Origin of the sequence: Lysobacter sp. K5869, assembly GCF_018847975.1 — a bacterium.
Classification (GTDB): Bacteria; Pseudomonadota; Gammaproteobacteria; order Xanthomonadales; family Xanthomonadaceae; genus Lysobacter.
On the sequence record NZ_CP072597.1, the window covers coordinates 2,092,596 to 2,113,309 of the forward strand.

Genomic DNA, 20,714 nt, shown 5'->3' on the forward strand with positions numbered 1-20,714 from the left:
GAGCCGCGACTGCGGCAATCAAGTAACGTCGCGAATCGATTCGCTTCGGATCGTGAAGCCGCGCAACGCTTCTTAGCTCCCCGGCCTCCGATTGCCCGCGTCGCGGCTCGCGCCGCTCCTACAGCCGCTCCGACGAAGCCGCGTTTCTCCCTGTAGGAGCGGCGCAAGCCGCGACCGCGGCAACTAAACGACGTCGCAAATAGGTCTGCTCGGAATCGTGCAGTCGCGCAACGCTTCGTATGTCCTCGGCTCCCGATTGACCGCGTCGCGGCTCGCGCCGCTCCTACAGTCGCTCCGACGCAGCTGCGTTTCTCCCTGTAGGAGCGGCGCAAGCCGCGACCGCGGCAATTGAACGGCGCCGCAAATAGGTCTGCTCGGAATCGTGCAGTTGCGCAACGCTTCGTATGTCCTCGGCTTCCGATTGCCCGCGTCGCGGCTCACGCCGCTCCTACAGCCGCTCCGGCGCAGCCGCATTTCTCCTGTAGGAGTGGCGCAAGCAGCGACCGCAGCAATCGAACGACGCCGCAAACCGGCCCGCTTCGGATCGCGAAACCGTCTCGCGCTTCGAACATCCCGCCCTCCGCTCCGGACCCGCCGCATCGCCGGGAGATACCCCGAGTCCGCAACGGCAACCAGGCGCATCCGCGCATCGACCGGCGTCCATCGCCGACCGCGGCCCGCGTCGTATCCGCGCGCATCCGCCGCCCTGTCCGCGCCGCGCGTCGCAGAAATGCGTCCGGCGCGGATTACAAAAAGTTCATGGTCCGGAAAGGCCCGGGGCAGGGCCGCCGGCGCAATCTGGCTTCGCGATGGGGGCCAACCCCACCGGTCCAGACCTCCCAACCCGCATTCCCCAGGAGCCACACCATGAACGTCCGTAACGTCCTGCTCGCCGTCGCGCTGACCGCGTTCGCCGGTTCCGCCTTCGCCGCCGCCCCGGCGACCGCCGGTGCCGCCGGCGCCGCGCCGGCCGCCGCTAAGACCGTCAAGCACAAGCACCACAAGAAGCACCACAAGGCTTCGAAGGCTAAGGCCGCCTCGGCCGCCACGGCTCCGGAAGCGGCGCCGGCCTCGAATTGATCCTTCGCGAGCCTGCTCCCCCGAGCCCCACGCATCGTCGGCGTGGGTGTGATACCCCGCCGGCGTGAGCCGGCGGGGTATCTTTTTTCCGGCAGCCCCGAGCCCCGGCTTGCGTCGACGGCACCGCCCTCCACGCCTCGCGGCCGCACCCGCTTTGCTCGTTCCTAGTTCCTCGTTCCCCGCTTCCCGCCGCATTCGCGCCTCGCCCACCGCCCCGCGCGTTATCCTGTCGGCGCCCCATTCATGCACCGTCGCGTTCGCGGAGGCGGTATGCGCGTCCTGCTCGTCGAAGACGATCCCCACACCGCCGGTTTCATCGCCAAGGGTTTGCGCGAAGACGGCCACAGCGTCGACCACGCCGGCAACGGCAAGGACGGCCTGTTCCTGGCCACCACCGAAACCTACGACGCCATCGTCCTGGACCGGATGCTGCCGGGCCTGGACGGGCTGACCCTGCTGCAAACCCTGCGCGGCGCCGGCAACCGCACGCCGGTGCTGCTGCTGACCGCACTGGGCGAAGTCGATCACCGCGTCGAAGGCCTGCGCGCCGGCGCCGACGACTATCTGGTCAAACCCTTCGCCTACGCCGAACTGTCGGCGCGCCTGGACAGCATCCTGCGCCGCGGCAGCGCCGGTGGCAGCGAGCCGACCCGCCTGCGCGTGGCCGACCTGGAACTGGACCTGCTCAGCCGCGAAGCGCGCCGCGGCGACAAGCGCATCGAACTGCAACCGCGCGAGTTCCGCCTGCTCGAATACCTGATGCGTCAGGCCGAACGCGTGGTCACCCGCACTATGCTGTTGGAAGCGGTGTGGGACTACCACTTCGATCCGCAGACCAACGTCATCGACGTGCACATCAGCCGCTTGCGGCAGAAGATCGATCAAGGCTATCCGCGCCCGCTGCTGCACACCGTGCGCGGCGCCGGCTACCGGTTGGGCGTGTGAGCGCGGCCTGCGCGAGCGCGGGGCCGCGCGCATGGGGCTGATGCCGCGTTCGACCAGCGCGCGGCTCGCGCTCGCGGTCACCGCGTCGTTCCTGCTCGCGTTCGTGCTGCTCGGCATCGGCGTGCATTACGCGGTGTCGGCGATGTTGAACCAGGACGCGCGCGATCTGGTCCGGGTCGATGCCGCGGGCTTGGTCGAGATGTACCACGACGACGGCCGCACCGCCTTGCTCGGCGAACTGCGCGACCGCATCGAAGGCGACGAGGACCCCGACGCGGTCTACGCGATGACCGCGCCCGACGGCCGCGTCGTCGCCGGCAACATCGCGTTGCCGCGCCATCACCGCGGCGCGCGCTGGATCGAATTCACCGAACACCGCGCCGACGGCGATCTGCGCGTGGTCGCGCAACTGCAGCAGCTGCCCGACGGCACCACGCTGCTGACCGGCACCCGCACCCGCAGCCAGGACCGCTTCCTCGGCCTGATGCTGCGCACCGCGCTGGCGGCGCTGCTGGTCGCGGCGACCTTGGGCGCGCTGATCGGTTGGTTGACCTCGCGCTGGGTTTCGCACCGGCTCAGCCACCTCGACGACACCGCCGGCCGCGTCGGCAGCGGCGAGATGGCGCTGCGCGCGCGCCTGGACGGCAGCGACGACGCGTTCGACCGTTTGGCGCGGCGCTTCAATGCGATGCTCGACCGCATCCAGGATCTGCTCGACGGCGTGCGTCACGCCACCGACCACATCGCCCACGATCTGCGCACGCCGCTGACGCGCCTGCGCAATCGTTTGGAAGAACTGCGCCGGCGCGAACCCGGCGTGGAAGCCGGCGCGCAGCTCGACGCCGCCATCGGCGAGACCGACCAACTGCTGCATTCCTTCGGGGCCTTGCTGCGGCTGGCGCGGATCGAGGCGCAACCGCCCGTGCACGACGAACCGGTGCTCGACCTCAGCGACCTCGCCCGCGACGCCGCCGAGCTCTACACCCCGATCGCCGCCGAGCGCGGCATCGCCGTGACCGTGGACCTGCCCGGCCCGGGCGCCGCTGCGGTGCGCGGCGACGCCGACCAGCTGTTCCAGATGCTGGTGAACCTGCTCGACAACGCGATCAAATACGCCCCGGCCGACACCGAAGTGGGCCTGAGCGTGCAGCGCGAACGCCACGCCATCGTGCTGCAGATCGACGACCGCGGCCCCGGCATCCCCGCCGCCGACCGCGAGCGCGTGTTCGACCGCTTCCTGCGTTTGGAAGCGCACCGCGGCTCGCCGGGCACCGGCCTCGGCATGAGCTTGGTGCGCGCGATCCTGCATCGCCACGGCGGCCACATCGCGTTGCTCGACAACGCGCCGGGCTTGCGCGTGCGGGTGACCTTGGGCGAAGCGGGCGGCTGATTTCGATTTGTCGCATATATTTGATATTTCATCTGGTCGGCCTACCATCCCCGCATGAACGCTCTTCTGGAACTGGGCCGGGCCTTGCGCCTGCGCCGCTCCGAAATGGGGCTGAGCCAGGCGCGGGTCGCCGCGCTTAGCGGGCTGTCGCGGCAGACGGTGAGCCAGCTCGAAACCGGCTCGGTGCCGGATCTCGGGCTCAACAAGGCCGAGCGTCTCGCGGAACTGCTCGGGCTTGCGCTGCGCGTGGATACGGGACTCACCGGGCGCCAGGGGAAAATGAGCGCGCTGGAGCGGGCGGTCGCGACCGCCGGCGTGAGCTATCGCAGCGCCTTGCCGCCGGAAGAGCTGCGGCGGGCGCTGACCACCGGTGAGGTCGCGGACCGTTACGCTCCGCATCTGCACGCGCTGCTGGACGACGCCCCCGTTTCGTTGCTCGCGGCATTGGCGGAGCAACTGCAAGAAGAAGACGGACAGGCGCGCGCGCAAGTGTGGAAACGCTATCGCCGCTTGGCGCAGCAGGTGAAAAGCCTGCGGAATCTGTGGCGGTGAGCGGACTCGACCTGGAACGGCCCGGCCCGTGGAGCGGCTTGTTCGCCCGCGCTTTGGAACTGACCGCGGAGTTGGAGCGTCGAGTCGAGAACGCGACGTGGTCGTTCGGCGGCGGCACGGTGCTGATGCTGCGCATCGCGCATCGCCACAGCAAGGACATCGATCTGTTCGTGCCGGATCCGCAGTACTTGGGATATGTCAGTCCGAGATTGAACGATGTCGTCGAATCCATCAGTTCCGACTACGAGCAGGCCGCCGAGTATCTCAAGCTGTTCCTGCCGGGCGGGGAGATCGATGTGGTCGTCGGCACGCCGCTGACCGAGCGTCCTTTCGAGGTGGTCGAGTACCGCGGCCGCTCGATCAAGGTCGAAACCTCGGGCGAGATCGTCGCCAAGAAAATGTGGCATCGCGGCGATCGCGCCAAAGCGCGCGACCTCTTCGACTTATGCGCGGTGGCCGCGGCCGAGCCGGAGCAAATCGAAGTGGCCAAGCCGTGGATGCGGCGGCACGGCGCGGCGTTCCTGCAAGGACTGGCCATCCGCGAATCTTTGCTCCGGCGAGAGTTCGCGGAAATAGACGTCATCGGCGAGCCGATGGACTTCGGCGATTGCTTGCATCGGGCCGGGCTCATCGTCGGTTCGGCGCTGCGAACGGCTTGAGCCGGCCGGCCGGGGCGTTCGGCGCGCCTCAACCCGCGAGGCGTGGGACGAGTCCCTCGTCGAAGTCGAATTCCAACTGCCGTGGAATCCGTTCGGCGCGCTCTCGACGCCAAGGCCTCAGTGCGCAGGCCGAGGCGGGTGGATTGAGCAGCAACGCGTGCTGGTTGGCCGTGATCGTGCGGGCGTCGGCGAAACGGCGATAAGCGTAGGAGCGCGAAATGAGCAGGTGGCGGGCGACGCGAGGCATCCTGTTGCCCAAGTGATTCAACAGCGTCAAATAGGTACCGGCCAGCGAGTGTCGTTCGTTCGCCTGAGTCGGCGCAGCGGGCCTCGCTTCGGCGGCGAGCAGAAGCGAGAGCGGATCGTGCCCGTCGTCGCTCGTCAGTCGGTTCAACAGCGGATGAGAGGCGCCGGGATCGGAGCCGTCTCCGGGGGCGTGGTCGAGACGGACCGAGCGGCGAACGTGCAGCTCCGTATACCGCACCAAGTGCTGGTACAAATGGCTCAGCAACCGTTGCTGGAAGGCAGGGTCGCCGAAGTCGGCGGCGATCCCGTCGCGAGCGGCCAGGGTATCGGCCATGAGCCACGCCTCGTTCACGACATCTTCGTAGCTGTGCTCTCGCCGCGTATGGCTGGCTATTCGTTTCAATGCCTTTTCGTGTTCGCACAAAAACCGTTGGAACGGGTCCATCTCGTTGCTCCACGACGAACGGGTCGCGGTGCAAGTACGGTTGAGACGTGACAGCAGCGAGACGGCCGGATGCGTGGTTTGCAGGCGTGCGCACTCGCTGTGCCGATGTGCAATATCGCTGCCGGTTCTCGAGTGGCGAATGCGTGGGTTCGCGATGGATCGTCCGACGGCATCGGCCGTCGTAGCGGGCCGAGGCAGCCGAACCCACGGTCCGACTCGCTGGAGCGCGGCGAATTTGCCAACGCAGGCGCCGGCAAGTTGCGTTCCCGCGGCCCGAACGAGACGCGGGGTGTGTGGCGCGCGGGCCGCCCGCGGGCTCGCACCGCCGTCGCCCAGCGGTTACAGTAGCCCCCATGATCTCCCGCGCGATCCCGACGAAATCCCCGAAGGCCGGCCTGGGCTGGCGATGGTGGCGTAGCGCCTCCGTCCGCCCGCTGCCGTCTTCCGAGGATTTCCCGCGTGACTCCGCCATCGTTTCCCAGCCCCGCGACCGCTGACCGCGGCCGGCGCGCTCACCGCGCCGCGACCGTTCTCCCGCCGCGCGACGCTCCGCCCCCAGACTCCCCGCATCCGGATCGCGATCCCGGATCCGCGACCGGTGCCCGCTTCGCGGCCGCGCCGGCCGTCATCCGCGCACGCGATAATGCCGGCCCGGTTCGCCGGGCGCGCGCGAGGGCGGGGGCGCCGCCGCGGCGGCGATCCGTCGCGATCCCAGCCCTGCCGATCCCCTCGCGCCGGTCCGCCGGCCGGCGCATTCCCGCGTTCCACCCAGGCCCCACCCGTACCCGAGGCGCGTCATGTCCGTTCTGATGATCGACAACTACGACAGCTTTACCTACAACCTCGTGCAGTACTTGCAGGCGCTCGGCAGCGAGGTGCGGGTGATCCGCAACGACGAACTGTCGGTGGACGAGATCGAACGGCTGGCGCCGCAGCGCATCGTGATTTCGCCCGGCCCGTGCACGCCCGATCAGGCCGGCGTGTCGCTCGACGTGATCCGCCGCCTCGGCGCGCATACGCCGATCCTCGGCGTGTGCCTGGGCCATCAGAGCCTGGGCCAGGCCTACGGCGGGCAGGTGATCCGGGCCAAGCGGATCATGCACGGCAAGACCTCGGCGATCCGCCACGAAGGCCGCGGCGTGTTCGCCGGCCTGCCCGACGGTTACGAAGCCACCCGTTACCACTCGCTGGTGATCGAACGCGACAGCTTGCCGGACAGTCTGGAAGTCACCGCCTGGACCGAATACGACGACGGCGGCTTCGAGGAAATCATGGGCCTGCGCCACCGCGAGCATCCGGTGGAAGGCGTGCAGTTCCATCCCGAGTCGATCAAGACCGAGCACGGGCATGCGTTGTTGCGCAACTTTTTGGAGCGGTGAGCGATGGAGCGGGAGATGAGGCGGAAGCGGAAGCGGGAAACCAGGGAAATGAAAAGCGGGAGCGGGGAATGGAGAGAGCGATGGCGAGACTCGCGCCTCATCGCCGCATTCCGCTGATCTCGCCATTCCCTGTTCCCCTCAGTCCCCTCATTCCCCGACCGACGCCATGGCCCTGACTCCGCAAGAAGCGCTCCAGCGCACCATCGAACACCGCGAAATCTTCCACGACGAAATGGTCGAGCTGATGCGCACGATCATGCGCGGCGAAGTCTCGCCGACCATGACCGCGGCGATCCTCACCGGCTTGCGGGTGAAGAAGGAAACCGTCGGCGAGATCGCCGGCGCGGCGACCGTGTTGCGCGAATTCGCGCGGCCGGTGAACGTGGCCGACAAGACCCATCTGGTCGACATCGTCGGCACCGGCGGCGACGGCGCGCACACCTTCAACATCTCCACCGCGAGCATGTTCGTGGTCGCCGCGGCCGGCGCTAAGGTCGCCAAGCACGGCAACCGCAGCGTGTCGTCGAAGTCCGGCAGCGCCGACGTGCTCGAAGCCTTGGGCGCGGCGATCGAACTGCAGCCCGAGCAAGTCGCACAATGCATCGAGCGCGCCGGCATCGGCTTCATGTTCGCGCCGGTGCATCACCCGGCGATGAAGGTGGTCGCGCCGGTGCGGCGCGAGATGGGCGTGCGCACGCTGTTCAACATCCTCGGGCCGCTGACCAACCCGGCCGGCGCGCCGAGCATTCTGATGGGCGTGTTCCATCCCGATCTGGTCGGCATCCAGGTGCGCGTGCTGCAGGAACTCGGCGCGCAGCGCGCGCTGGTGGTGTGGGGCCGCGACGGCATGGACGAGATCTCGCTCGGCGCCGGCAGCCTGGTCGGCGAGCTGCGCGACGGCGAGGTGCGCGAATACGAAGTGCACCCGGAGGATTTCGGCATCGCGATGGCGGCCAGCCGCAACCTGCGCGTCAACGACGCGGACGAATCCAAGGCGATGGTGTTGCAGGCGCTGGAGAACCGCGACGGCCTGCCGCGCGAGATCGTCGCGCTCAACTCCGGCGCCGCGCTGTACGCCTCGGGCAAGGTCGAGAGCATCGCCGAAGGCATCGATCTGGCCCGGCGCACGCTGGCCTCGGGCGCGGCGCGGGCCAAGCTCGATCAGTTCGTGGCCCTGACCCAAGAACTGACGGCGAACTGAACGCGGCCGCGTCCGCCCGGCGCGCCGAACCGTTTCCGCATCCCCAGGAGCCCGCATGACCGCCAGCTTCGCGCAACTGCCCAAACCGCCTTACTACGCGGTGATTTTCAGTTCCCAGCGCAACGCCGACGACGACGCCGGCTATGGCGAAGCCGCCCAGCGCATGGTCGAGCTGGCCGCGCAGCAGCCCGGCTTCCTCGGCGTGGAATCCGCGCGGGGCGGCGACGGCTTCGGCATCACCGTAAGCTATTGGACCGACGAGGCGGCCATCGCCGGCTGGAAACGCCAGGCCGAGCACGCCGCCACCCGCGCCTACGGGCGCGAACACTGGTACGACCATTTCGAGTTGCGCGTGGCGAAAGTCGAGCGCGCGTACGGGAGCAAGGGCAAGTCATGAGCGACATCCTCAACACCATCATCGCGCGCAAGCACGAAGAGATTCAGCAACGCTCGCGCGTGCGCCCGCTCGAGGACCTGCGCGCGCGCGCGCGCGCGCAGGCGCCGGCGCGCGGCTTCGTCCAGGCGATCCGCGACAAGCACGCCGCCGGCGAGGCCGCGGTGATCGCCGAGGTCAAGAAAGCCAGCCCGTCCAAGGGCGTGATCCGCGCCGACTTCCGTCCGGCCGAGATCGCGCGCAGCTACGAACTCGGCGGCGCCGCGTGCTTGTCGGTGCTGACCGACGTGGATTTCTTCCAGGGCAGCAACGCGTATCTGGCCGAGGCGCGCGAAGCCTGCGCGCTGCCGGTGCTGCGCAAGGACTTCACCGTCGACCCGTATCAGATCTACGAAGCGCGCGCGATCGGCGCCGACGCGATCTTGCTGATCGTCGCCGCGCTCGAAGACGGCCCGATGATCGAAATGGCCGGTCTGGCGATGGATTTGGGCATGGACGTGCTGGTGGAAGTGCACGACATCGACGAACTCGAACGCGCGCTGCAGACCGACTGCGAGCTGATCGGCGTCAACAACCGCAACCTGCGCACCTTCGAGGTTTCGCTCGACACCACGCTGGCGCTGCGCAACGCGGTGCCGCGCGACCGCACGCTGGTGACCGAGAGCGGCATCGCCACCGCCGCCGACGTCGCGCGCATGCGCGAGGCCGGCGTGCAGACCTTCCTGGTCGGCGAGAGCTTCATGCGCGAACGCGACCCCGGCACGGCGCTGCAGCGGCTGTTCGCGGCATGAGTTTGCGTCCGGCCGCCGCCGGGCGCTTCCCGGCGGTGCGCGAAGGCGCGCCGCTGGTGGTGTTCGATTTCGACCACACGCTGTACGACGGCGATTCGGGCAGTCATTTGTTCGCGTGGCTGATCGGCCGCGCGTGGTGGCGCCAGCTGCTGGCGCTGCTGATCACGCCGGTGGCCGGGCCGATGGTGGCGTGGCTGCGCACGCGCCGGGTCGGCATTTCGGCGTATGTGTGGGTCGGGACCATCGGCATGGGCGGCGAGCGCACGCTCGACGCGGCCATCGACCGCTACGTCGCCGGCCATACCGAGCAGATCCGCGCGCGGTTGCTGCCGATCGCGCTGGACGTGCTGCATCACCACCGCGAACAAGGCGATCAGGTCGTCGTCGCCACCGGCGCGCCGCCGGAGCTGGCGCGCGCGATCCTGGCCTTCGTCGCCCACGAGGACGTGCCCGTCGTCGGCACCCTGGTCGGCCCGCGCCTGGGCGCGCTCGGCGCGCGCCGCCACTGCCACTCGCGCATGAAGATGACCATGCTGCGCGAAGCCGGCTTCACTGCGCCGGTGGAGACCGCTTACTCCGACAGCAGCGCCGACCTGCCGCTGCTGCAGGCCGCGCGCAAGCCGGTGGTGGTGAATCCGAAAGCGCGCCGGGTCGAAATGTTCCGCCGAATCCTGCCGCCCGGCACCCCGATCCTCAACTGGGGTTGCCCTGGCCGCGGCGGCGAGCTCGTCGCTTCCGCTGCCGGCTGATCGCGTCGCTGCGTGGGGCTCTTGTGTAGGAGCGGCGTGAGCCGCGACGCGGCCAATCGGTGGGCGAGGGATCGCGAGGTCGGGGCGGGTGCCCAGACACCGGCTTCGGCGGGTTGCGCCGTGGTTCGTCATGTCGCGGTCGCGGCTCGCGCCGCTCCTACAGGGAGCTGCCGAGCCATCCGAAGGCGACTGTAGGAGCGGCGCGAGCCGCGACGCGGCCAATCGGTGGGCGAGGGATCGCGAGGTCGGGGCGGGTGCCCAAGCGCCGGCTTCGGCGGGTTGCGCCGTGGTTCGTATTGCCGTGGTCGCGGCTTGCGCCGCTCCTACAGGGAGCGACCGAACCAGCCGAAGGCGACTGTAGGAGCGGCGCGAGCCGCGACGCGGCCAATCGGTGGGCGAGGGATTGCGAGGCCGGGGCGGATTGCCCAGGCGCCGGCTTCGGCGGGTTGCGCCGTAGTTCGTCTTGTCGCGGTCGCGGCTTACGCCGCTCCTACAAGGGAGCGAACCAGCCGAAGGCGACTGTAGGAGCGGCGCAAGCCGCGACGCGGCCAATCGGCAGCCGAGGAAACGCGAGGGCAGGGCAACGCGGCCCGGTTCAGGCTTTGTCGGCTCGCAATGCAGCGGCCAATGAGCGAGGTCGCGGCTCACGCCGCTCCTACAACCGCGTCGCCGGCCTCAATCGCCCAGCGTCTTCACGAACTTCAGCGACCCGTCCGCATACCCGCAGCGGCGGTAAAACTCGTGCGCGTCGGTGCGCGATTCGTTGCTGGTGACTTCCACCCGGCTCACCCCGTCGCGGCGCGCGCGGCGCTCGACTTCGCGCAGCAGCTGGCGGCCGATGCCCTGGCCGTGGCAGGAACGGGCCACCACCAGCGCGGTGATCCGGGTCAGGTCGGCGCCGTGGGTCAGCGAATAGCGGGTGTGGCTGGAGATCAGCCCGCAGGCGTGGCCGTCGATTTCGGCCAGCAAGAGGTAATGGCGGGGGTCGTCGCGCAGCGCGCCGATGCGCTCGGCGGCTTCGTCGCGGGTGCAGGGGTAGCCGAGCTGGCACAGCAGCTCGGCCACGTCGCTGGCGTCTCCCGGTTCCGCCAGCCGCACCGTGGGTGCGGTCTGGTCGGACGGGGCAGCGCGTCCCATCGGGGCTCAGCGGGTCCCGTAGAGGACGACGGTCTTGCCGCGGGCGTGCAGCTTGCCGTCGGCCTGCAGCTTCTTGAGCACGCGGCCGGCCATTTCGCGCGAGCAGCCGACCAGGCGCGAAAGCTCCTGGCGCGACACCCGCAGCTGAGTGCCCTGCGGATGGCTCATCGCCTCGGGTTCCTTGGCCAGATCGTGCAGGGCGCGCACGATGCGGTCGGTCACGTCGAGGAAGGCCAGGCGGCCGGCCTTGCGGCTGGTATCGAGCAGGCGCCGGGAAATCTGCGCGCCGATCGCGTACAGCAGCTTCGGCGCGTCCAGCGACAGCCGCGTCAGCAGCAGGTCGTAGAGGCGCTCGTGGCCGATCTCGGCGAGCTCGCAGGTGCTGCGCGTGCGCAGGATCACCTCGCGATGGTCGCTCTCGATGAACAGGCCGAGCTCGCCGACGAACTCGCCGGGGCCGAAATAGCCCAGGACCAGTTCGCGGCCGTCCTCTTCCTCGGTAATGATGCTGACCGAGCCGGAGACGACATAATAGAGGGTGCTGGCCGGGTCGCCGGGGCGGAACACGTCCGTGCGGGACGGATAACGCCGACGGTGGCAGTGGGCCAGGAATCGTTCGATCGTTGCGCCGTCGGGCAACAACGGGCTATTGGTTCGGCGCAGTGCGGTCAAGGGAGCTACCGGGTTGGCGGACATTGGGATTTGGGCTTTGTTTTCGACCGAGCTTAGGGCGATACGGCCGCTGGGGCAAATCCTGCCGCCGAAAATCCCGCTCCGATAGAGACCCGTGATGGAAGTTCAGCGACGGTCACGCTTTTGTCACCGACTTCGCCCAAAAACGCAGTGCGTTTCCCCCCGGGGCTAATTGCCTCATAATCGCGGCCCTCGCCGTCCCTCCGGAATCTTCCTACAGTGGTCAAGCCGTTGCCGCGCCTGCGGTTGCAGGGTTTCAACAACCTCACCAAGGCCCTCTCGTTCAATATCTACGATGTCTGCTTCGCGGCCTCCGAAGACGAGCGCCGCCGGTATATCGAGTACATCGACGAGGCGTATAACGCCGACCGCCTCACCCAGATCCTGACGGATGTGGCGGAGATCATCGGCGCGAATATCCTGAACATCGCCCGCCAGGACTACGACCCGCAGGGCGCGTCGGTCACGATCCTGATCTCGGAAGAGCCGGTGATCGACAAGAAGGACGCCGGCAAGGAGATCATTTCCGACGCCGTGGTCGCGCACATGGACAAGTCGCACATCACCGTGCACACCTACCCGGAAACCCATCCGGACAACGGCATCGCGACCTTCCGCGCGGATATCGACGTGGCCACCTGCGGCGTGATTTCGCCGCTGAAAGCCCTGAATTACCTGATCGAAAGCTTCGAGTCCGACATCGTGGTGATGGACTACCGCGTGCGCGGCTTCACCCGCGACATCAAGGGCCGCAAGCACTACATCGATCACAAGATCAACTCGATCCAGGACTATCTGGCGAAGAACATCAAGTCGCGCTACGAGATGATCGACGTCAACGTCTATCAGGAAAACATCTTCCACACGAAGATGCATTTGAACGAGTTCGACCTCGACACCTACCTGTTCGAGGAAAAGGCGAAGAACCTCTCGTTCAAGGAGCGGATGAAGATCGAGGCGCGGCTCAAGCGCGAGATCGAAGAGCTCTACCACGGGCGCAATCTGGCCGATTGAGGCCGGGGCGCGTTAGCCGGGGGCGTCTGAGGGCGGCTTCGGGATATCGGAGAAGGCCGGCGCGAGCCGGCCTTTTTTGTGGGCGGGAATCGGTCGGCATGGGGTGTCGCCCGTTCAGGCTCGCTGTGACCGACGATTCATGGTCGCCGGGGAGCCCCTGTAGGAGCGGCGCGAGCCGCGACCGCGCCATTCGTCGGCCGGCGTTGGCGGGAAGATCGGTGGGAGCCTTCGACCGGAGGCCGGGCCGGTCGTCCGGGCGTCCTCGGGGCTCGCAGGGCCGCGTCGCGGCTTGCGCCGCTCCTACAGGGCTTCGGCGGGTTCGGCGGCTCGTGTAGGAGCGGCGTAAGCCGCGACCACGCCATTCGCCGGCCGGCGTCGCCAGCGGAGCGAAGGGGAAAGCCGTCGTCCAGGCGGCGGTTTGGCCTATCGGGGGCGTCTTGCGGCGCTTCCGGGCCCGGGTCGCGGCTTACGCCGCTCCTACACCCAGCCGCATCGCCGGCTCAAAGCCGATACGCCACCGCCTTCATCACCTTCGACGCCGCCGCCATCAAGGTCGGTAGCGGCATGGGCAGGATCCGCGCGCCGGCGGCTTCGGCGTCGGCGGCGTGGCGGGCTTCGTCGGCCTTCATCGTGCGCAGAATCGCGCGGCTGCGCTGGTCGCCTTCGGGCAGCGATTCCAGATGCTCGTCGATGTGCGCCTCGACCTGGCGCTCGGTCTCGACCACGAAGCCGAGGTTCCAGCCGTCGCCGCGCAGGCCGGCGAGGGCGCCGATGGCGAAGCTGCCGGCGTACCACAGCGGGTTGAGCAGGCTCGGGCGGCTGTCGAGTTCGCGCAGGCGGTCGGCGCACCAGGCGAGGTGGTCGGTCTCTTCCTGCGCGGCGTGCAGCAGGTGCTCGCGGGTGGACTCGTCGCGGGCGACCGCGGCCTGGCCGCAGTACAGCGCCTGGGCGCAGACCTCGCCGACGTGGTTGATCCGCATCAATCCGGCCGAATGGCGCTTTTCGGCTGGCTCCAGCACCAGCTCGGCGGTGATGCCGGCCGGGTTCGGGCGTTCGGCCAGCGGGGCGCCGAACACGGTGTCGAGGGCGCGCTGCGTTTCGCTGAGCACGCGGTCCAGGGGGCTGAGGGCACGGGCGTTCATGCGTCGATTCTACGGCGCGGGCGGGGCGGAAGTGGGGCGCGCGGGGTGGACAAATCGTCCCGGGCGCGCGGGCGCCGCGCTCAGGCCGGCGCGGCGCCTTCGTCCAGACATTCGGCCAGGAATTCCAGCGGGTGCTGCACCGTCGCCGTGGTGCCGTTGCCCAAGTGCAGCCGGCACCCGATGTTCGCGCTCAACAACCGCTGCGCGCCGCTGCGCTCGAACTGCTCCAGCAACGGCGCCCGATAATCGGCCGCGCGCTGCGGCTCGCTCAGCATTTGCGTTCCCGCGGCGCCGCAACAGCCGAAACCGGCGTCGAGCTCGATCACCTCCAAGCCCGGCACCCGCGCCAGCAAGCGGCGCAGCGCCGGCACCGACTTGACCACGTTGCGCTGCGTGCACGGCAGATGCAGCGCCACCCGCTGCGGCGCGCGGCGCCAGCGCAGCGCGTCGGCGCGCTCGGCCAGGAAGCTCAGCGCGTCGACGGCGTGGGCGCCGGCGGGCAGCGACCGGCGCAGGCTGTCGTGGCAGCCGCTGGCCAGGGTCAGCACGCTGGCGCGGCCGGCGAAGGCGGTGCGGTTGCGCGCGGCCAGCGCGGCGGCGCCGACGCTGTCGCCGGCGTGTTCGTGGATCGCGCCGCAGCAGCCTTGGCCGGCGGCGATCTCCAGTTCGATCCCGAGCGCGGCGCACAGCCGCGCCAGCGCCGCGCGCAGCGGCGCTTCGTAGGTATCGGCGACGCAGCCGACGAACAGCGCGGCGCGGGTCGTCGCGGGGGCGGCGGGGCGCGGCAGCCCGCGCACCCGTCCGGGCGGGCGCGGCAACGGGCGCAGCGCGGCCGGCAGCAGCGGGTAGGCGGCGCGGTACAGGGTCAGGCCGGCGCCGAGCGCGCGCGGGCGCGCGGCGAGGGTTTCGGTCAGGCGTTGGCGCCAGCCGGCCGGCCGGCGTTCGCGCTGGCGGCCGCGCGCGGCGACCAGCAAGCGGCCGTACTCGACTCCGGCCGGGCACACCGCCTCGCAGCTGCGGCAGCCCAGGCAGTGGTCCAGATGCGCGTCGGAGGCGGCGGTGGCGGGGATCGTGTCCAGCGCCCAGGCCCGGGCCAGGGCGATCCGGCCGCGCGGGGATTCGGCTTCGACCCGCTCGCGGCCGTAGGTGGGACAGGCCGGCAGGCACAGGCCGCATTGCACGCAGCGGTCGGCCAGGGCGGCCAGGGCGGCCAGCGGGTCGGCCGGGGGCGTCGCCGGACCCGCTGAGCCGGGCAGCGAGAGGCTGGAACCGGGCGGGGCGGGCTGCGACGGGGCGGCGGGCATGCGCCGGATGCTAGCATGGGCGTTTCGCCGGCCCGAGCCGTCGACTTGCACGCAGCGGGGGCGGCCGCTATCATTCCGCCTCTTGCGTTTCGTAATCCTCAACGCGAGGCGAAGTTCCGCCGCAGGTGCCCGCCTGGGCCGCGACCGGAACCAGCCCGACCAGGCACCCAAAGCAGAACTCTCAATGAAGACCTTTACCGCTAAGAACGAGACCGTCCAGCGCGACTGGTACATCGTCGACGCGACCGGCAAGACGCTCGGTCGTTTGAGCACCGAGCTCGCCCGCCGCCTGCGCGGCAAGCACAAGCCGGTCTACACCCCGCACGTCGATACCGGCGATTACCTGGTGGTGATCAACGCCGAGAAGATCGCGGTCACCGGCAACAAGCTGCAGGACAAGATGTACCACCGGTTCACCGGCTACATCGGCAACCTCAAGAGCGAAACCCTCGGCCAGGCGCTCGAGCGCCACCCGGAACGCGTGATCGAGATCGCCGTGAAGGGCATGCTGCCGAAGAACCCGCTGGGTCGCGCCATGTACCGCAAGCTCAAGGTGTACAAGGGCTCCGAGCATCCGCACGCCGCCCAGCAGCCGCAGCCGCTGGACATCTAAGGTAAAGGCACGAATATGGCTATCCAGCAGAACTACGGCACCGGCCGCCGCAAGTCTTCCACCGCTCGCGTGTTCCTGCGCAAGGGCGACGGCAAGATCACCATCAACCAGCGTTCGATCGAAGAGTTCTTCGGTCGCGAGACCGCGCGCATGATCGTGCGCCAGCCGCTCGAGCTGACCCAGTCGACCGACAAGTTCGACCTGACCATCACCGTCGCCGGCGGCGGCATCACCGGCCAGGCCGGTGCGATCCGCCTGGGCATCGCCCGCGCGCTGGTCGAGTACGACGAATCGCTGAAGGGCGAGCTGCGCAAGGCGGGCTTCATGACCCGCGACGCGCGCGAAGTCGAGCGTAAGAAGGTCGGTCTGCACAAGGCGCGTCGCGCCACCCAGTTCTCGAAGCGCTAATCTTCGCTGGCTGGTCGTTCCGCGGCTTCAAATTATTTTTGCAGTCGCGGAATTTTGCGCTAGAATCCGTTTTATAGCCCCGTCGCCAAGCGGTAAGGCATCTGACTCTGACTCAGACATTCGGTGGTTCGAATCCATCCGGGGCTGCCAAATAAGATCGCTGAGAACCGCAAGGTTCCAGGCGCAACGAAAAACCCGCCGCGAGGCGGGTTTTTTGTTTTCCGCGCCCCACGAAGCGACCCGAAGCCCTGGTAGGAGCGGCGCAAGCCGCGACCGCGACACTTCGCTTACGACGCGACTTGCGCAGAGCGACGAAGCTCGCACCGGTTGCGTACTCGCCCGTCCGATCGCATCGGCGTTCGCATTGGCCGCGTCGCGACTTGCGCCGTTCCTACAGGGGGCTACGGAAGCTTCAGTCGAGGTCGCGGATCAGGCTGATTTCGTCGCGCAGCGCAATGCCGTGGCGGCCGATCAGCGGAATCGCCGGGTCGGCTTCGCGCTCCAGGTCGATCGCGCCCGGCACCAAGCGGTGCAAGCGGAATTCGCGGCGCTGATAGAAGCGCAAGGCATCGAGGTTGTCGTTGGTCGTGCGCGTCAGCAACCGGCGCAGGCCGAGCGTGCGCGCGCGCTGCGCGGCCAACTCGATCAAGGCCGTGCCGACGCCGTTGCGCGGGCTCGCCGCATCCAGCGTGACGATTTCGCAGTGCTCGCGTTCGTCGAGCAAGGTGATCAACGCGGCGACGCCGTCGCCGTCGCGCGCGACGAAACCGGGCAGGGCCGCGGCATCGATGGCGCGGCCGTCGAGCAGGATCGTGGCGCTGCCCCAGCGCGCGGCGAGGAAGCGGCGGACGGCGTCGCGGTCGGCGGCGGCGAGCGGGCGGGGTGGCGTCATGGCGGGTTCGGCATCGATCGCTGAAACGGCACTGTAGCCGCCGCCGGCGCGGCCGCGCGACGCGCGATCCGGCGATTGGCGCGGCGGATCGCGCGGAATCGTGGCGGCCGTCGCGTCCGCGCGCGGACGACTGCGCGATGCTCGGCGCGCGCCCGCTCCGGGCGCGGCGCCGGCGTCGGGGGACGCGCATGAGCGAGGATTTGACCGGTTTGCTGCACGACTGGCGCGCGGGCGATGCCGCCGCGCGCGACCGTTTGTTCGCCCAGGTCTACGACACCCTGCGCGGCATGGCCGCGGCGCGGCTGCGCGCGCGCGGCGGCGCGCGCACGCTGCAGGCCACGTCCTTGGTCAACGAGGCCTTGATGCGCCTGCTCGGCGGCGAGGTGGATTGGCGCGACCGCGCGCACTTCTTCGCCCTGGCCGCGTTGAAGATGCGTTCGGTGCTGGTCGACGAAGCGCGCGCCCGCGCCGCCGACAAGCGCGGCGCCAATCCGGTGATGCTGACCCTGTCCCAAGCCGACTTGCAGGGCGGCGCCACCGAAGGCCTGGACGTGTTGGCCTTGCACGAGGCGCTGCAACGTTTGTCCGAACGCGACCCGCGCGCGGCGCGCGCGGTGGAGATGGCGTATTTCGGCGGCATGGGCCAGGGCGAGATCGCCTGCGTGCTGGAGGTTTCGGTACCCACGGTGGAGCGCGACCTGCGCTTCGCCCGCGCCTGGCTGAGCCAGCAATTGAGTTGAACGGCCGCGCGCGCGGCGCGGGAGGCGGGATGCACGACGAGCACTGGCGGCAACTGCGCGATCTGTTCGACGCCGTCTGCGATCTGCCGCCGCAGCGCTGGCGCGAGGCGCTGGCCGGGCTGAGCGACGATGCGGCGCTGATCGAGGAGGCGCTGCAACTGCTGGGCGCGCAAACCGACGAACTGGGCGCCGTGGCGCGGCCGCTGCAGGCGCTGCTCGCCGGCGCCGAGGCCGACGCGCGTGCCGCCGTCGAGCCGCGCGCCAGCGACCGGCTCGGCGCGTGGTTGCTGGGCCAGCGCATCGGCAGCGGCGGCATGGGCACGGTGTTCCTCGCCGAGCGCGCCGACGGCCTGTTCCGCCAACGCGCCGCGATCAAGCTGCTGCGCGGCGACGGCTTCGAGCGCGCCCGCATCGACCGCGACGAATTCGCCCGCCGTCTGGCCGCCGAGCGGCAAGTGCTGGCCGAACTGCAGCATCCCAACATCGCCCGCCTCTACGACGGCGGCAGCACGCCCGACGGCCAGCCGTATCTGGTCATGGAGTACGTGCAAGGCGAGCCGCTGGACGAGTACTGCAAGCGCGACGCGCCCGATCTGGAGCGGCGCCTGCGCTTGTTCCAGCGCATTTGCGGCGCGGTGCAGAGCGCGCACCAGCGCTTGATCGTGCACTGCGATCTCAAGCCGGCGAATGTGTTGGTGACCGAGGACGGCGAGCCGGTGCTGCTGGATTTCGGCATCGCCCAGGCCTTGGACCGCCGTCTCGGCGAGGGCGCGGGCGGCAACGCGTTCTGCACGCCGGCGTACGCCAGTCCGGAGCTGCTCGGCGGCGCGCGGGTCAGCGTGGTCAGCGACGTGTTCGCGCTCGGCGTGTTGCTGACCGAATTGCTGGCGTGCCGCGCGCTCGGCCGCGGCGTCGGCGATCGCGAGACGCCGGTGCCGGCGCCGAGCGCGTGGGCGTCGCCGCGCTGCGCTTGGCGCGGCAAGCTGCGCGGCGATCTCGACGCGATCGCCCAGCGCGCCTGCGCGCTGGATCCGCGCCAGCGCTATTCCTCGGTCGAGGCCTTGAGCCAGGACATCGTGCGCCACCAAGCCTGGCGCACGGTGTCGGCGCGCGCGTCGAGCTGGCGCTATCGGTTCGGGCGCTATCTGCGCCGGCATTGGCGCGAAGCCGCGGCCACCGCGAGCGTGCTGCTGTTGGCCAGCGGTTTCGTCTGGCGGGTCAGCGCCGAGCGCGCGCGCGCCGAACGCGAGGCGGCGGTGGCCGAGCAGGTCAGCGAATTCCTGGTGTCCGCCTTCGATGCCGCCGATCCGAGCATGCGCGGCGCGCGCGCGCGCCAGGACGTGAGCGCGCGGCAGGTGCTCGACGCCTCGGCCGCGCGCATCGGCCACGGCCTGGACGCCACCCCGGCGATCCGCGCGCGGCTGCGCGCCGTGCTCGGCCGCGCCTATCGCAACCTGGGCCAGCCGCAACGCGCCGAGGCGCTGCTGGAGCAGGCCGCGCGCGAGTTTCTCGATCCGGCGGTGGCGCGGCCCGACCGCGCCGCGCAGGCGTTCACCGACCTCTCGCGCTCGCTCAGCGAGCGCCAGTACGGCCCGCAGGCGGTGGCGGCCGCGCAGCGCGCGCTGGAACTGCGCCAGCGCCAGGGCGAGGCGCGCGGCTTGGCCGAGGCCTACGACGCGCTGGCGTTGGCGCGGGTGGCCGACAGCCGCTACGACCTCGCCGAAGCCGCGTTCGCGCGTTCGCAGGAGGTGCGGCGCAAACACGCGATGCGCCAGTCGCTGCAGGAACGCGCGGCGATGCTCGGCAACCTCGGCCAGCTGTACCGTCGCCGCGGCGAACTGCGCCGCGCCGAAAGCGCGTTCCGCGAAGCCCTGGAGCTGGTCCGCGCCGAAAGCGCGCACAGCGTCGCCGCGCAGGTGCAGCAGTTCTATCTGGCCAAGGTGCTGTTCGGCCAGGGCCGGGTCGCCGAGACCCGGCGCGAACTGGTCGACAACCTCGATCTGGCCCGCGATCTGTACGGCGAACAGAGCGACATGGTCGCCAACATCCACGTCGACATCGGCGACGCGGCACAGGACATGGGCGATTACCGCATCGCCGACGAGCACTACCGCGCCGCGCTGGCGATCATGGCGCGGGTGGCCGGCGCGCGCAGCCTCGACTATGCGCGCGTGCTCAACAACTACGCGACCCTGGCCGACGAGCGCGGCGACGTCGGCGAGGCCGAGCGGCTGTGGCGCGAGGCGCTGGCGATCCGGCGCGAGCAGTTGGACCCGCACGAGCGGCGGGTGCTGCGGGTGGAGGGCTACATCGGCCGGCTGATCGCGCGCGCCGGCCGCGCCGAGGAAGCGCGCCCGCTGGTCGAGCGCGCCTTGGCGGTGTGGCGCGCGCGCTACGCCGACGACCGCGCCGGCGTGCTGACCGCGCAGCTGGGGCGGGTGGAATGGTTGCTGAGCCGCGAACGGCTCGACGAAGCGGCGCGCGAACTCGATGCCGTCGATCTCGGCCAGGGCGAATACAACGCGTTCTTGCTGGCGAAGATTCCGGCCTTGCGCGCGGAACTCGCGCAGCGCCGCGGCGACCGCGCTGGCGCGGTCCGCGGCTGGGCGCAGGTGGTGGCCGAGAGCGCGCGGCGCAACGGCGACGGGCAGGTCCTCACCGCCAAGGCGCGGGTGCCGTACGCCGAGGCGCTGCGGGCGAACGGCGAGGGCGCGGCGGCGCAGGCGCAGCTCGAGCGCGCGGCGCCGTTGCTGCGCCGGGAACTGCATCGCGACTCGGACCTGCTGCGGCGGATCGAGGCGATGGAGCGCGATGCGGCCGTGGCGCGCGCCGACCCCGGACCGCGGCGCCGGAGCTGACGCCGCACGCGCGCCGCGCCGACGGCGAAACGCCGCCCTCGCGGGCGGCGTTTCGCGTTTCCGGCTCTTTCGGCGGCGTTCG

At 70.0% G+C, this 20,714-nt stretch carries 21 protein-coding genes and 1 tRNA gene; 16 read left to right on the forward strand and 6 right to left on the reverse strand.

Annotation, left to right across the window (positions count from 1 at the left end):
• Positions 1-867: 867 nt before the first annotated feature.
• The 5 genes from J5226_RS08995 to J5226_RS09015 all read left to right on the forward strand — a co-directional run bounded on the left by J5226_RS08995 (position 868) and on the right by J5226_RS09015 (position 4,626).
• A complete protein-coding gene (locus J5226_RS08995; protein WP_215839580.1) occupies positions 868-1,080 on the forward strand; it encodes a hypothetical protein in 213 nt (70 codons plus the stop codon).
• A 270-nt stretch (positions 1,081-1,350) separates the two neighbouring features.
• The gene (locus J5226_RS09000) at positions 1,351-2,025 is read left to right on the forward strand and encodes a response regulator transcription factor (RefSeq protein WP_215839581.1); all 675 of its coding nucleotides are present in this window, start codon (positions 1,351-1,353) and stop codon (positions 2,023-2,025) included.
• Positions 2,026-2,065: 40 nt separating this feature from the next.
• Complete coding sequence (locus tag J5226_RS09005) at positions 2,066-3,415, forward strand: HAMP domain-containing sensor histidine kinase (protein WP_215839582.1); 1,350 nt, start codon at positions 2,066-2,068, stop codon at positions 3,413-3,415.
• A 54-nt stretch (positions 3,416-3,469) separates the two neighbouring features.
• A complete protein-coding gene (locus J5226_RS09010) occupies positions 3,470-3,967 on the forward strand; it encodes a helix-turn-helix transcriptional regulator (protein WP_215839583.1) in 498 nt (165 codons plus the stop codon).
• Between the two features lie 38 nt (positions 3,968-4,005).
• Positions 4,006-4,626 (forward strand): nucleotidyl transferase AbiEii/AbiGii toxin family protein, encoded by a 621-nt coding sequence (locus J5226_RS09015; RefSeq protein ID WP_215839584.1) that lies wholly within the window; start codon positions 4,006-4,008, stop codon positions 4,624-4,626.
• Between the two features lie 28 nt (positions 4,627-4,654).
• Here J5226_RS09015 and J5226_RS09020 read toward each other — a convergent pair whose 3' ends face one another.
• On the reverse strand, positions 4,655-5,317 hold the full coding sequence (locus J5226_RS09020; RefSeq protein WP_215839585.1) for a hypothetical protein: 663 nt from the start codon (positions 5,315-5,317) through the stop codon (positions 4,655-4,657).
• Between the two features lie 797 nt (positions 5,318-6,114).
• On the opposite strand from J5226_RS09020, the gene J5226_RS09025 reads away from it, so the two are divergent.
• From J5226_RS09025 to J5226_RS09045, 5 genes are all read left to right on the forward strand, one after another.
• On the forward strand, positions 6,115-6,696 hold the full coding sequence (locus J5226_RS09025) for an aminodeoxychorismate/anthranilate synthase component II (protein ID WP_215839586.1): 582 nt from the start codon (positions 6,115-6,117) through the stop codon (positions 6,694-6,696).
• Positions 6,697-6,862: 166 nt separating this feature from the next.
• Complete coding sequence (trpD, locus tag J5226_RS09030) at positions 6,863-7,897, forward strand: anthranilate phosphoribosyltransferase (protein ID WP_215839587.1); 1,035 nt, start codon at positions 6,863-6,865, stop codon at positions 7,895-7,897.
• A 55-nt stretch (positions 7,898-7,952) separates the two neighbouring features.
• Complete coding sequence (locus tag J5226_RS09035) at positions 7,953-8,294, forward strand: antibiotic biosynthesis monooxygenase (protein WP_215839588.1); 342 nt, start codon at positions 7,953-7,955, stop codon at positions 8,292-8,294.
• Positions 8,291-9,082 (forward strand): indole-3-glycerol phosphate synthase TrpC, encoded by a 792-nt coding sequence (trpC, locus tag J5226_RS09040; protein WP_215839589.1) that lies wholly within the window; start codon positions 8,291-8,293, stop codon positions 9,080-9,082. The genes J5226_RS09035 and trpC overlap by 4 nt, the downstream gene beginning before the upstream one ends.
• Positions 9,079-9,831: a haloacid dehalogenase-like hydrolase gene (locus J5226_RS09045; protein ID WP_215839590.1), complete on the forward strand. Its 753-nt coding sequence runs from the start codon at positions 9,079-9,081 to the stop codon at positions 9,829-9,831. Before trpC ends, J5226_RS09045 begins: the two co-directional genes overlap by 4 nt.
• 675 nt (positions 9,832-10,506) lie before the next feature.
• Here J5226_RS09045 and J5226_RS09050 read toward each other — a convergent pair.
• Together J5226_RS09050 and crp are read right to left on the reverse strand one after the other, a co-directional pair.
• Positions 10,507-10,968: a GNAT family N-acetyltransferase gene (locus tag J5226_RS09050; RefSeq protein WP_215839591.1), complete on the reverse strand. Its 462-nt coding sequence runs from the start codon at positions 10,966-10,968 to the stop codon at positions 10,507-10,509.
• 6 nt (positions 10,969-10,974) lie between these two features.
• Entirely contained in the window at positions 10,975-11,640 is a 666-nt protein-coding gene (crp, locus tag J5226_RS09055) for a cAMP-activated global transcriptional regulator CRP (RefSeq protein WP_036148366.1), read from the reverse strand.
• Between the two features lie 240 nt (positions 11,641-11,880).
• On the opposite strand from crp, the gene speD reads away from it, so the two are divergent.
• Positions 11,881-12,675: an adenosylmethionine decarboxylase gene (gene speD, locus J5226_RS09060; RefSeq protein WP_215839592.1), complete on the forward strand. Its 795-nt coding sequence runs from the start codon at positions 11,881-11,883 to the stop codon at positions 12,673-12,675.
• 500 nt (positions 12,676-13,175) lie between these two features.
• Here speD and coq7 read toward each other — a convergent pair whose 3' ends face one another.
• Together coq7 and J5226_RS09070 are read right to left on the reverse strand one after the other, a co-directional pair.
• Positions 13,176-13,817, reverse strand: coding sequence for a 2-polyprenyl-3-methyl-6-methoxy-1,4-benzoquinone monooxygenase (gene coq7, locus J5226_RS09065; RefSeq protein WP_215839593.1), 642 nt, complete (start codon positions 13,815-13,817; stop codon positions 13,176-13,178).
• 80 nt (positions 13,818-13,897) lie between these two features.
• A complete protein-coding gene (locus tag J5226_RS09070) occupies positions 13,898-15,121 on the reverse strand; it encodes a (Fe-S)-binding protein (RefSeq protein ID WP_215839594.1) in 1,224 nt (407 codons plus the stop codon).
• 184 nt (positions 15,122-15,305) lie between these two features.
• Here J5226_RS09070 and rplM point away from each other — a divergent pair, with 184 nt between their 5' ends.
• From rplM to J5226_RS09085, 3 genes are all read left to right on the forward strand, one after another.
• On the forward strand, positions 15,306-15,734 hold the full coding sequence (rplM, locus tag J5226_RS09075; protein WP_207526114.1) for a 50S ribosomal protein L13: 429 nt from the start codon (positions 15,306-15,308) through the stop codon (positions 15,732-15,734).
• A 15-nt stretch (positions 15,735-15,749) separates the two neighbouring features.
• Positions 15,750-16,142, forward strand: coding sequence for a 30S ribosomal protein S9 (gene rpsI, locus J5226_RS09080; RefSeq protein ID WP_215839595.1), 393 nt, complete (start codon positions 15,750-15,752; stop codon positions 16,140-16,142).
• A 75-nt stretch (positions 16,143-16,217) separates the two neighbouring features.
• Positions 16,218-16,292, forward strand: a tRNA-Gln gene (locus J5226_RS09085).
• 262 nt (positions 16,293-16,554) lie between these two features.
• On the opposite strand, the gene J5226_RS09090 is transcribed toward J5226_RS09085, so the two are convergent.
• Positions 16,555-17,034: a GNAT family N-acetyltransferase gene (locus J5226_RS09090; protein ID WP_215839596.1), complete on the reverse strand. Its 480-nt coding sequence runs from the start codon at positions 17,032-17,034 to the stop codon at positions 16,555-16,557.
• Between the two features lie 188 nt (positions 17,035-17,222).
• On the opposite strand from J5226_RS09090, the gene J5226_RS09095 reads away from it, so the two are divergent.
• Both J5226_RS09095 and J5226_RS09100 read left to right on the forward strand, forming a co-directional pair.
• Complete coding sequence (locus tag J5226_RS09095; RefSeq protein WP_215839597.1) at positions 17,223-17,774, forward strand: ECF-type sigma factor; 552 nt, start codon at positions 17,223-17,225, stop codon at positions 17,772-17,774.
• Between the two features lie 29 nt (positions 17,775-17,803).
• Positions 17,804-20,632, forward strand: a complete 2,829-nt coding sequence (locus J5226_RS09100) for a serine/threonine-protein kinase (RefSeq protein ID WP_215839598.1) — start codon at positions 17,804-17,806, stop codon at positions 20,630-20,632.
• Positions 20,633-20,714 lie beyond the last annotated feature (82 nt).

What these genes read in the sequence shown, in the direction of transcription:
- coq7 (WP_215839593.1), bottom strand. Translation starts at nt 13,817, where the DNA reads ATGAACGCCCGTGCCCTCAGCCCCCTGGACCGCGTGCTCAGCGAAACG.
- J5226_RS09020 (WP_215839585.1), bottom strand. Translation starts at nt 5,317, where the DNA reads ATGGACCCGTTCCAACGGTTTTTGTGCGAACACGAAAAGGCATTGAAA.
- J5226_RS08995 (WP_215839580.1), top strand. Translation starts at nt 868, where the DNA reads ATGAACGTCCGTAACGTCCTGCTCGCCGTCGCGCTGACCGCGTTCGCC.
- J5226_RS09025 (WP_215839586.1), top strand. Translation starts at nt 6,115, where the DNA reads ATGTCCGTTCTGATGATCGACAACTACGACAGCTTTACCTACAACCTC.
- J5226_RS09005 (WP_215839582.1), top strand. Translation starts at nt 2,066, where the DNA reads ATGCCGCGTTCGACCAGCGCGCGGCTCGCGCTCGCGGTCACCGCGTCG.
- J5226_RS09035 (WP_215839588.1), top strand. Translation starts at nt 7,953, where the DNA reads ATGACCGCCAGCTTCGCGCAACTGCCCAAACCGCCTTACTACGCGGTG.
- J5226_RS09095 (WP_215839597.1), top strand. Translation starts at nt 17,223, where the DNA reads ATGAGCGAGGATTTGACCGGTTTGCTGCACGACTGGCGCGCGGGCGAT.
- J5226_RS09045 (WP_215839590.1), top strand. Translation starts at nt 9,079, where the DNA reads ATGAGTTTGCGTCCGGCCGCCGCCGGGCGCTTCCCGGCGGTGCGCGAA.
- J5226_RS09000 (WP_215839581.1), top strand. Translation starts at nt 1,351, where the DNA reads ATGCGCGTCCTGCTCGTCGAAGACGATCCCCACACCGCCGGTTTCATC.
- trpC (WP_215839589.1), top strand. Translation starts at nt 8,291, where the DNA reads ATGAGCGACATCCTCAACACCATCATCGCGCGCAAGCACGAAGAGATT.
- J5226_RS09010 (WP_215839583.1), top strand. Translation starts at nt 3,470, where the DNA reads ATGAACGCTCTTCTGGAACTGGGCCGGGCCTTGCGCCTGCGCCGCTCC.
- J5226_RS09050 (WP_215839591.1), bottom strand. Translation starts at nt 10,968, where the DNA reads ATGGGACGCGCTGCCCCGTCCGACCAGACCGCACCCACGGTGCGGCTG.
- J5226_RS09090 (WP_215839596.1), bottom strand. Translation starts at nt 17,034, where the DNA reads ATGACGCCACCCCGCCCGCTCGCCGCCGCCGACCGCGACGCCGTCCGC.
- J5226_RS09070 (WP_215839594.1), bottom strand. Translation starts at nt 15,121, where the DNA reads ATGCCCGCCGCCCCGTCGCAGCCCGCCCCGCCCGGTTCCAGCCTCTCG.
- trpD (WP_215839587.1), top strand. Translation starts at nt 6,863, where the DNA reads ATGGCCCTGACTCCGCAAGAAGCGCTCCAGCGCACCATCGAACACCGC.
- rpsI (WP_215839595.1), top strand. Translation starts at nt 15,750, where the DNA reads ATGGCTATCCAGCAGAACTACGGCACCGGCCGCCGCAAGTCTTCCACC.
- rplM (WP_207526114.1), top strand. Translation starts at nt 15,306, where the DNA reads ATGAAGACCTTTACCGCTAAGAACGAGACCGTCCAGCGCGACTGGTAC.
- J5226_RS09100 (WP_215839598.1), top strand. Translation starts at nt 17,804, where the DNA reads ATGCACGACGAGCACTGGCGGCAACTGCGCGATCTGTTCGACGCCGTC.